This window comes from Chelativorans sp. (genome assembly GCF_031180965.1).
In the GTDB taxonomy this organism is placed as follows: Bacteria; Pseudomonadota; Alphaproteobacteria; order Rhizobiales; family Rhizobiaceae; genus Chelativorans.
Genome location: NZ_JAPSLH010000031.1, coordinates 36,928 through 46,331 on the forward strand (window position 1 = coordinate 36,928; position 9,404 = coordinate 46,331).

The following is a 9,404-nucleotide window of genomic DNA, read 5'->3' on the forward strand; positions in this document are numbered from 1 at the left end:
GAATACGGAAGCCCGGCAATGCCGGGCTTTTTTTCGGCTCGAGTCCGCCGTTTGCGGCCCGGTCACTCCGGCGGCGTGCCGTTTTCCGCCAGGACCTCGCCGACCAGATAGAGAGACCCGCTGATCAGGATTCGCGGGGGCACCAGACCGTCCCAGGTCTCGCGAAGGAGCGTCAGCGCATTGGCCACGGAGCTCACCGGCTCGGCCGAAAGGCCGGCCGCGATGGCCCGCGCCGCAAGCTCGCTATTGGGTACCCCGGCATCACTATTGTTCACCGGCACCGTGTAGACGTGCCGCGCCATGCCCTCGAAGGCGCGAAAATAGCCGGCTTGGTCCTTGGTGTTGATCATGCCTGTGATCAGCACCAGCGGCCGCGGCCGCTTCTCCTCCGCCTCCGCCATGGCCTCGGCGATGACAGCGCCGGCGCCTGGATTGTGGCCGCCGTCCACCCATATCTCCGCATCGTCCGGCGCGAGCGTCACCAGCTTCCCGTCCAGCAGCCTTTGCATGCGCCCCGGCCAGGAGACGCTCAGCATCGCGGCCTCCGCGGTACGGTCGGTGACCGTAAAGCCGGCCGCCTTGACCGCGGCGATCGCCGCCGCAGCGTTGGCGTACTGGTGGCGGCCGACTAGACGCGGGAGCGGCAGGTCCATCAGGCCGTCCTCGTCCTGATAGACCATGCGGCCGTTTTCCTCGAGCGCAATGAAATCCTGGCCATAGACGCTGAACGGCGCCTCGAGGCGCTCCGCCGTCTCGACGAGGACTTCGCGCGCGGCATCCCATTCCTGCTGCCCGATGACGGCCGGCACACCGGGCTTGATGATGCCCGCCTTTTCCGCGGCGATCAGTTCCACCCGATCCCCGAGATAGGCCTCGTGGTCGAGCGAGATCGGCATGATGAGGCTGACTGCCGGACTGCGGATCACGTTGGTGGCGTCGAACCGGCCGCCGAGCCCCACCTCGACGATGGCGGCATCCGCCGGATGCTCTGAAAAGAGCAGGAACATCCCGGCCGTGAGGATTTCGAAGACGGTGATCGGCTCGCCCTGATTGGCCTCGGCGACACGCTCCAGCGCGTCCGCCAGAACTGCGTCCTCGACGAACCTGCCGCCCCCGCGGGCGCCCATGCGGTAGCGCTCGTGCCAGCTCACGAGATGCGGCGAGGTGTGCACATGCACTGCCTTGCCGGCGCTTTCCAGCAGCGCGCGTGAGAAGGCTGCGGCCGAGCCTTTCCCGTTGGTGCCGGCGATATGGATCACCGGCGGCAGCTTTTCCTGCGGATCACCGAGGCGCTGAAGAAGCCGGCCAATGCGCTCCAGCGACAGGTCGAACCCCTTGGGGTGGAGCGTCATCAGCCGGTCGATGACGCGCTCGGCGGCACTCATGGATGTTTCGGAACCTTGCGGGCGCGATCAGGCATGCATTGCGGCTTCCGCTGCCGCTTCCTGCGTGGGCGCAGGCAGTTCCAGCCGCTCGGGCTCTTCTTGGGTTTCATCGCGCGTCTTGAGGAGGATTTTGAGCAGCCGGGCGATGGTGGCTTTCATCTCCAGCCGCGAGACGACCATGTCCACCATGCCGTGCTCCATAAGATATTCGGCCCGTTGGAAGCCTTCCGGCAGCTTCTCGCGGATCGTCTGCTCGATCACCCGCGGGCCGGCAAATCCGATAAGCGCCCCCGGCTCTGCGATGTGGACGTCCCCGAGCATCGCGTAGGAGGCCGTCACGCCCCCGGTCGTGGGATTGGTCAGCACCACGATATAGGGCAGCCCGGCCTCCTTGAGCCGGTCCACCGCCACCGTGGTGCGTGGCAACTGCATGAGCGAGAGGATGCCTTCCTGCATGCGCGCGCCGCCCGAGGCGGCGAAGAGGACCATCGGCAGCCGCCGCTGCACGGCGGTCTCGAAACCGCGCACGATCGCCTCGCCGGCCGCCATGCCGAGCGAGCCGCCCATGAAGGCGAAGTCCTGTACGGTCGCGAGAATCTCCAGTCCCTCAATGCGGCCGACGGCGTTCAGAACCGCATCGTCAAGGCCCGTCTTTGCCTTTGAATCGCGCAGGCGGTCGACATAGCGCCGCTCATCGCGGAATCGCAGGGGATCGACTGCCGCTTTGGGGTTTTCGAGTGCCTCATAGGCACCCCCGTCGAAGAAGTGCTTGAGCCGCTCCTTGGCGGAGATCTTCATGTGATAGCCGGAGGAGGGGATCACCCATTGGTTCTCCTCCAGGTCCTTGTGAAAGACCATCTCGCCTGTCTCCGGATCCTTGATCCAGAGGTTTTCCGGCATCTCGCGGCGGCCGAGCATGGAGTTGATCTTCGGCCGCACATAATTGGTGATCCAGTTCATGCCAGGTACTCCCTTCCTCTCCGAACATATTCCGGGAGAAAATGTCCGTTATTCGGCGGGGGCCGGGGCTCTCGCCTCCCGCACCCCCTGCGCGAGACCGCGCACCAGCGTCGCCACCGCCTCGGCCGGATCGGCGGTCATCTTGCCCTCGGGGCCGAGAACATTGGCGACTGCATTGACGATCGCAGTGCCCACCACCACGCCGTCCGCTGCCGCGCCGATGGCGCGCGCCTGGCTCGCCGTCTTCACACCGAAACCAACGCAGACAGGCAGGCGGGTGTGGCCCTTGATGCGCGAGACCGCCGCCGCCACTTTCGAGGTGTCCGGCAAGGCCGAGCCCGTGATGCCTGTCATCGATACGTAGTAGACGAAGCCGGATGTGTTCTCGAGCACCTTGGGCAAGCGCCTGTCATCCGTGGTCGGCGTTGCCAGGCGGATGAAATTGATGCCGGCGCGAATGGCAGGCAGGCAAAGCTCCTCGTCCATTTCCGGCGGCAGGTCGACGATGATGAGGCCATCGATTCCGGACGCTTTCGCATCGGACAGGAAGCGATCCACGCCATAGATGTAAATGGGATTGTAGTACCCCATCAAGACGATCGGCGTCTGCTCGTTGTCTTCCCTGAAACTCCGCGCCATCTCCAGCGTCTTCGAAAGGGTCTGCCCAGCTCTGAGGGCACGCAGACCCGCCGCCTGAATCGCCGGACCGTCGGCCATCGGGTCGGAGAAGGGCATTCCCAGCTCGATGATATCGCTGCCGGCCTGGGGCAGCGCCTTCATGATGGAAAGCGAGGTTTCGTAGCCCGGATCGCCGCCCATGACATAAGTGACGAGCGCCGGCCTGTTCTCAGCCTTGAGCTTGGTGAAGAGCCTGTCGATGCGGGTGGTCATGCCGGTTCCTTCGTCTCGGCGCGCAGCCAGTCGGCATAGGCCTGGTCGATATGGCTGATGTCCGTCGCCGTGATCGAGGGGACTTCGTAAGGGTGCAGCGGGCGAACCGCCTCGCAGACGGCGTTGAAATGCTCCGCCCGCGTTTTGAGCAGCAGAGGTATCTCGTCCGCCTGCTCCACCGCGCCCTTCCAGCGGTAGCGGCTGGCGATCGGCGCAAGGATGTTGGCGCAGGCGGCAAGTCTTTCGCTGACGCATACCTCGGCGATCCTCTCCGCCGTCCCCCGGTCGGGGCAGTTCACCCAGATATCGATGAAACGCAGCGCCATGCCTCAGACGTCCATGTTGAGATGCTTCGCGACGGCGAAGATGTCCTTGTCGCCGCGGCCGGACAGGTTCATCACGATGATCTGGTCCTTGCGCATCTTCGGTGCGCGTTTGATCACTTCCGCCAGTGCATGGGATGGTTCAAGCGCCGGGATGATGCCTTCGAGCCTGGTGAGAAGCTGGAACGCCTGCAGCGCCTCGTGATCCATGATGGGCACATACTCGACGCGACCGAGCTCCTTAAGCCAGGAATGTTCCGGTCCGATGCCGGGATAGTCGAGACCAGCCGAGATGGAGTGCCCCTCCTTGATCTGCCCGTCCTCGTTTTGCAGGAGGTAGGTGCGGTTCCCGTGCAGCACGCCCGGCTGCCCGGCAGTAAGCGACGCGCAGTGCTCATCCCCTTCAAGGCCTTTGCCGCCGGCTTCTACGCCCACCATCGCCACCTGCCGGTCGTCAAGGAAGGGGTGGAAGAGACCGATGGCGTTGGAGCCGCCGCCCACGGCTGCCACCAGCAGGTCCGGCAGGCGGCCTTCCGCGGCCAGCATCTGCTCCTTCGTTTCGTGCCCGATGACGCACTGGAAGTCGCGCACCAGTTCGGGATAGGGGTGCGGTCCAGCGGCCGTGCCGATCAGGTAGTAGGTATCCTCGACATTGGTCACCCAGTCGCGCAGCGCTTCGTTCATCGCGTCCTTGAGCGTGCCGTGGCCGGACGTCACCGGTCTCACCTCGGCCCCGAGAAGCCGCATGCGGAAGACGTTCGGCGCCTGCCGCTCGACATCCGTTGCACCCATATAGACGACGCAGGGCAGGCCGAAACGCGCCGCCACCGTGGCGGTCGCCACGCCGTGCTGGCCGGCACCGGTCTCCGCGATGATCCGCGTCTTCCCCATGCGCCGGGCAAGCAGGATCTGCCCCAGGCAGTTGTTGATCTTGTGGCTGCCTGTGTGGTTGAGCTCGTCGCGCTTGAAGTAGATTTTCGCGCCTCCGAGATGCTCCGTCAGCCGCTCCGCGAAATAGAGCGGCGAGGGGCGTCCCGTATAATGCGTGTTGAGATGCTGCAACTCGGCCTTGAACGTCGGGTCTGCCTTCGCCGCGTTCCAATGCTCCTGAAGATCGAGGATCAGCGGCATCAACGTTTCGGCGACGAAGCGGCCGCCGAAAATGCCGAACATGCCCTGCTCGTCGGGTCCGGTGCGGAATGAATTGGGTTCGACCGGCTTGTTCATGCCGCCTCCGTTACTCGCGCTCGCCCCGTGCGGCTCGCACGGCGCTGAAGAAGGCGCGGATCAGTTCCGGGTCCTTTTCGCCCGGCGCGCGTTCCACGCCGGATGAGATATCGACGCCACGCGGCCTGGCGATGCTCAGCGCCTCGCCGATATTGTTTGCGGTAAGGCCACCGGAAAGCATGTAATCCACGTCCCCGTCAAGCGACGCAAGCAGCGACCAGTCGAAGGGGAGGCCGTTGCCGCCGGGAAGCTCCGCGCCGGCAGGCGGCTTGGCATCGAGCAGGAAGCGGTCGGCGACCCCGCGATAGGCGGCCATTGCTTCCAGGTCGCGCGCGTCCCTCACCGAGACCGCCTTCATCACTGGCAGGCGGTAGCGCTCTTTCACGTCCGCCAGCCGTGCGGGGCTTTCACGTCCGTGAAGCTGCAGCATGTCGGGCCGCATGCCCTCCACGATGGCTTCCAGGGTCTCGTCATCGGCATCCACGGAAACGGCTACCGCCTTCGCCCGTCCGAGCGCCGCCTGCCGAAGGCGGCCGGCAGTCTCGACCGCAACATGGCGCGGGCTCCTGGCGAAGAAAATGAAGCCGATATGTGTCGCCCCAGCATCGAGCGCGGCGGCGACCGCGTCGTCGGTTTTGAGCCCGCACATTTTGATGTCGAATTGCATTCGGTGGGAGTGGCACGAAATGGTGCCGGTGTCGAGGGAGAGGGTAGCAGCCGCCGGGTCGTCGAGGCGCCTCCCGAACCAGTATGCCTCAGCTCATTTGTCGGATCGTCTAGACAACCGAGCGAACGGCGATCATTGCCCCGATGCGCTCAGTGGGCAAACCTTATCGCCTGCAGCGCGGTTCCGTTCCTCTTCAGCCAGGCCTTGCAGCGGTCGGTATCCGGGCACAGCCTCTCGCAGAGCTTCCAGAAGTCCGCGCCGTGGTTCATCTCCTCAAGATGTGCCACCTCATGCGCCACGAGATAGTTGATCACGGCAGGGGGCGCCATCATGATGCGCCAGGAAAAGGACAGCACCCCGTCCGAGGTGCAAGATCCCCAGCGGCTGGTCGTGTCCTTATAGCGGATCGCCTTGGCCTTCCGTCCCACCGCGGATGTGTGGCGGGCGACGAGCACCTCGATCTCGCGCCGCGCCTCGCGCTTCAGGAAGTCGGCGATACGGCGCGGCAGATGCCGCCGGTCCCCGTTGACGATGAGCGCCGGCTCGCCGTCGATCGTCGCGACGGTGACCGTTCCGCGGGTGCCCGGTTCATGCACGATCAGATGCGCCACGCCGCGCACCGGTATCTTTATGCCCGGCCGGACCAGCGGCTGTTCCGGCAGCTTCTTCAGCCGCTCCTCGATCCAGCCGCGATGGCGCTCCAGGAAACGGTCCACCTCACGGGCCGAAAAGCCCGGCGGAACGGTAACGCGCAAGCCTCCGCCGGCCGGCGCGATCCGCAGCGTCAGCCGTCGGGCACGATCATTCTCCACGATCTTGAGCGGCAGCTCCCGCCCGGCAACCAGGTGGATGCGCTCGGCGGCAGGTTTCGCTTTCGGTGGGGTGCGCTTCAGAAGACGGGACAGCATTTCCGCAAGAATATGTGATTCGGACGGCGGCGGGGGAGGGGGTCATGGCGGAGAGTTCCGCAAATGAAAACGGCGCCCGTTGGGGCGCCGTTGAGAGAACCGGTTGGCTCGGGATCAGCCGAGATCCGTCACGGTCGGAGCATTCGGCCCGCGATTGTTGCGCTCGCGCATGAAGCGGTCGAACTCTTCCTGGTCCTTGGCGCGGCGAAGCTCGCGTACATATTCATCGAACTCGTTGCGCATGGCGTCGAGCTTGCGGCGCTCCTCTTCCAGCCGCTCCAGCTCCTTGGCCCGCCAGTCGTCGAACGCGACGTTGCCGGTGCTGGCATAGCTGCGGGTGGCGCGGCGGCAGTTGGAAAAGAGGCCGTCCGTCGTGCGATTGACGCCGCGCTTGAACTCGGTGAGCCGGTCGCCCCAGAGAATATAGGCGAGCATGGCAAGGCCCAGTGGCCAGAACACCATAAAGCCGATCACCATGAGGGCGATCGTCGCCGGCGTCCAGGCGGGGCGGATCAGGGCAGAAGTGGTCATCGTCACCAGTTCCTCATCGAGGGGTTGAAGGTCGGGGCGCGGCCGCGTCTTCCGAAATGGGAAGGTAAAAACACCCTTTCAAGAGATAGCCTGCCAAAAAAGCGCAGGAACCTGGAATCCCTTTCGCGCTTATAGGGCCCGCTCTACCAGGGAAGCGACCACGCGCAGCATGAGGCTGATGTCCTGGGGGCGCGAAAGCCTGTGGTCGCCATCGCGGATGAGCGAGAGCGTCACGTCGTCCACCGGGAGGTGCTCCACCAGCCGCATGGCATGGGCGTAAGGCACGTCCGGATCGGCCATCCCCTGCAGGATATGGACCGGGCAATGGGTGTCGATGATCCCCTCCAGCACCCGGTTGGCTCGGCCGTCCTCTATAAGCGCGCGGGTATAGATATAAGGCTCAGGGGAGTATTCGGACGGCTTCTCGAAATAGCCTTGGCTTTCCAGCGCCTCCCGTTGCGCTTCGGTGAGCTTCGGCTCGACAAGCTCGCTGGTGAAGTCGGGTGCGGGCGCAAGCAGGAGAAGTCCGCCGACGCGCGCGCCCTCGCCGGCCTTGTGCAACTCCTGCGCCATGCGCAAGGCGATCCACGCGCCCATGGAGGAGCCGACGAGAATCTGCTTGCCATCCGTGAAGCGGCGGAAGACGGCCAGGCTCTCGGCGAGCCAGCGGGAAATCGTCCCCTCTACAAAGGCGCCGCCGGATTCACCGTGGCCAGAATAGTCATGCCGGGTGCAGGCGATCCCGTGCTCGCGCGCCCAAGCGTCGAGGGCCTGCGCTTTCGTGCCCTTCATGTCCGAGCGGTAGCCGCCGAGCCACACCAGTCCCGGAGAGCGGCCCGGCCGATGACGCACCGCTATCGCTCTTCCGTCGACTTCGATACCGGTTGGTTCGGCATCGTCCATGAGACCCTCCTTATGGCTCGGCCGTGCAGCGGAATTTTGCGTGCGCCCGTTTTATGCGCGGTCGCGCGCCCGGGGCGTGATTCTTCCGTCGGGTTATGCTATTGACACTCGACCCGGCAAGCCCACATAGCGCTCGGCTCGCTTCGGGCCACAGCGATTCCCGCAACAGCTGAGGAGACAACGACCATTCGCAGACCATTCAAAGCGGCGCCGACCGTCAAGGAAGGCCCCCGTACCAATCGCGAAATCCGGGTCCCCCGGGTTCAGCTCATCGACGACGAGGGCAACAATCGCGGCATTGTCCCGATCGATGAAGCTTTGAGGATTGCCGAGGAGGCGGGCCTGGATCTCGTCGAGATTGCGCCCAATTCCGAACCCCCCGTCTGCAAGATCGCCGATTTCGGCAAGCTCAAATATATGAGCCAGAAGAAGGCGGCCGAGGCGCGGAAGAAGACCAAGACCATCGAGATCAAGGAGATCAAGATGCGTCCGAACATCGACACCCATGATTATGAGGTGAAGATGCGCTCGGTGCGCCGCTTCTTCGAGGAAGGCGACAAGGTCAAGCTGACGCTGCGCTTCCGCGGTCGTGAAATGGCCCATCTGGAGCTGGGCATGAAGCTGCTCAACCGCGTCCGTGAGGATGTGGGCGAGATCGCCAAGGTGGAAGCCGAGCCGAAGCTCGAAGGGCGCCAGATGATGATGGTTCTCGCCCCGAAATAACCAAGATGCGGTTCAACCCTCGCCGACAGTCCTTTCGCTGGATGCGGGGTTGAATATGAGTGGCGAGACCGCCAGGGCGATGGCTGCATTCCAGTCGTCGCGCCGCTACGTGCTTGCGTTCCTTATCGGCATCGTTTGCGTGCTGCTCATCTTCGGTGGTTCGCTGCATGACGATCTGGGGCATGAGCGGATCGAGTCCTTCGGTCTTGCCTTCATTCTTGTCGGCATCGGCGGCCGGCTCTGGTCGATTCTTTATATCGGCGGGCGGAAATCCGCCGAACTGGTTTCCACCGGTCCCTATTCTGTCACGCGCAACCCGCTCTACTTCTTCTCCACAATCGCGGCGGGCGGTGTCGGCGCGCAGACGGGGAGCCTGGTCATCGCGGGTCTTTCCGCCGCCTTCTGTGCCACGGCCTTCTACCTCGTGGCGCTGCGCGAGGAGCGGCACCTGAAGGTCATGCTCGGCGCGCCCTATCTCGCCTATCTCAAGCACGTGCCGCGCTTCCTCCCCAATCCGCGGCTCTTCAGGGACCAGGTTGAGGTCACCTTCAGGCCTGAGATCTTCAACCGGACGCTGCTCGATGGCCTCGTCTTCCTCGCCTCCATCCCGTTCTTCGAACTGGTGGAGGAAGGCCAGGAAATGGGGATCATCCCCGTCCTCTTCTGGTTTCATTGATCTCGAGCAAGCCGGGAAAGCTGTTGCGATTGTTGCGACATGGGGCTATAAGCCCGCCGTTCGTGTGAGCCGTCCGGCAGGGCATGCCGTGGCGGCTCGTAATGCTTGCGAGCTTTCGCTCGATAAGAACCAGGCGCTCGGCGCCTAAAATTCGGAGAAGCAAAATGCCCAAGATGAAGACGAAGTCTGCCGTCAAGAAGCGGTTCAAGG

At 64.3% G+C, this 9,404-nt stretch carries 12 protein-coding genes; 2 read left to right on the forward strand and 10 right to left on the reverse strand.

Annotation, left to right across the window (positions count from 1 at the left end):
* Window positions 1–62: 62 nt before the first annotated feature.
* From RIN79_RS18410 to RIN79_RS18450, 9 genes are all read right to left on the reverse strand, one after another.
* A complete protein-coding gene (locus RIN79_RS18410) occupies window positions 63–1,385 on the reverse strand; it encodes a folylpolyglutamate synthase/dihydrofolate synthase family protein (protein ID WP_309086147.1) in 1,323 nt (440 codons plus the stop codon).
* Between the two features lie 27 nt (window positions 1,386–1,412).
* Window positions 1,413–2,345 (reverse strand): acetyl-CoA carboxylase, carboxyltransferase subunit beta, encoded by a 933-nt coding sequence (gene accD, locus RIN79_RS18415; protein WP_375165973.1) that lies wholly within the window; start codon window positions 2,343–2,345, stop codon window positions 1,413–1,415.
* A gap of 48 nt (window positions 2,346–2,393) precedes the next feature.
* Window positions 2,394–3,236 (reverse strand): tryptophan synthase subunit alpha, encoded by an 843-nt coding sequence (trpA, locus tag RIN79_RS18420; protein WP_309086148.1) that lies wholly within the window; start codon window positions 3,234–3,236, stop codon window positions 2,394–2,396.
* The gene (cutA, locus tag RIN79_RS18425; RefSeq protein WP_309086149.1) at window positions 3,233–3,562 is read right to left on the reverse strand and encodes a divalent-cation tolerance protein CutA; all 330 of its coding nucleotides are present in this window, start codon (window positions 3,560–3,562) and stop codon (window positions 3,233–3,235) included. The genes trpA and cutA overlap by 4 nt, the downstream gene beginning before the upstream one ends.
* A 3-nt stretch (window positions 3,563–3,565) precedes the next feature.
* Window positions 3,566–4,786 (reverse strand): tryptophan synthase subunit beta, encoded by a 1,221-nt coding sequence (gene trpB / locus RIN79_RS18430; RefSeq protein ID WP_309086150.1) that lies wholly within the window; start codon window positions 4,784–4,786, stop codon window positions 3,566–3,568.
* Window positions 4,787–4,796: 10 nt separating this feature from the next.
* Window positions 4,797–5,453 carry a phosphoribosylanthranilate isomerase gene (locus tag RIN79_RS18435; protein ID WP_309086151.1) on the reverse strand — a complete coding sequence of 219 codons (657 nt, stop codon included), beginning with the start codon at window positions 5,451–5,453 and terminating at the stop codon, window positions 4,797–4,799.
* Between the two features lie 149 nt (window positions 5,454–5,602).
* Window positions 5,603–6,361 (reverse strand): M48 family metallopeptidase, encoded by a 759-nt coding sequence (locus tag RIN79_RS18440; protein WP_309086152.1) that lies wholly within the window; start codon window positions 6,359–6,361, stop codon window positions 5,603–5,605.
* A 114-nt stretch (window positions 6,362–6,475) separates the two neighbouring features.
* Window positions 6,476–6,892, reverse strand: a complete 417-nt coding sequence (locus RIN79_RS18445) for a DUF2852 domain-containing protein (protein ID WP_309086153.1) — start codon at window positions 6,890–6,892, stop codon at window positions 6,476–6,478.
* A 129-nt stretch (window positions 6,893–7,021) separates the two neighbouring features.
* Entirely contained in the window at window positions 7,022–7,795 is a 774-nt protein-coding gene (locus tag RIN79_RS18450; protein ID WP_309086154.1) for an alpha/beta hydrolase, read from the reverse strand.
* A gap of 186 nt (window positions 7,796–7,981) precedes the next feature.
* On the opposite strand from RIN79_RS18450, the gene infC reads away from it, so the two are divergent.
* Both infC and RIN79_RS18460 read left to right on the forward strand, forming a co-directional pair.
* A complete protein-coding gene (gene infC / locus RIN79_RS18455) occupies window positions 7,982–8,518 on the forward strand; it encodes a translation initiation factor IF-3 (RefSeq protein ID WP_309086160.1) in 537 nt (178 codons plus the stop codon).
* Between the two features lie 55 nt (window positions 8,519–8,573).
* The gene (locus RIN79_RS18460; protein WP_309086155.1) at window positions 8,574–9,194 is read left to right on the forward strand and encodes an isoprenylcysteine carboxylmethyltransferase family protein; all 621 of its coding nucleotides are present in this window, start codon (window positions 8,574–8,576) and stop codon (window positions 9,192–9,194) included.
* Here the strand turns inward: RIN79_RS18460 and RIN79_RS18465 are convergent.
* A partial coding sequence (locus RIN79_RS18465) for a hypothetical protein (RefSeq protein ID WP_309086156.1) occupies window positions 9,166–9,404 on the reverse strand: 239 nt, incomplete at its 5' end. The genes RIN79_RS18460 and RIN79_RS18465 overlap by 29 nt on opposite strands.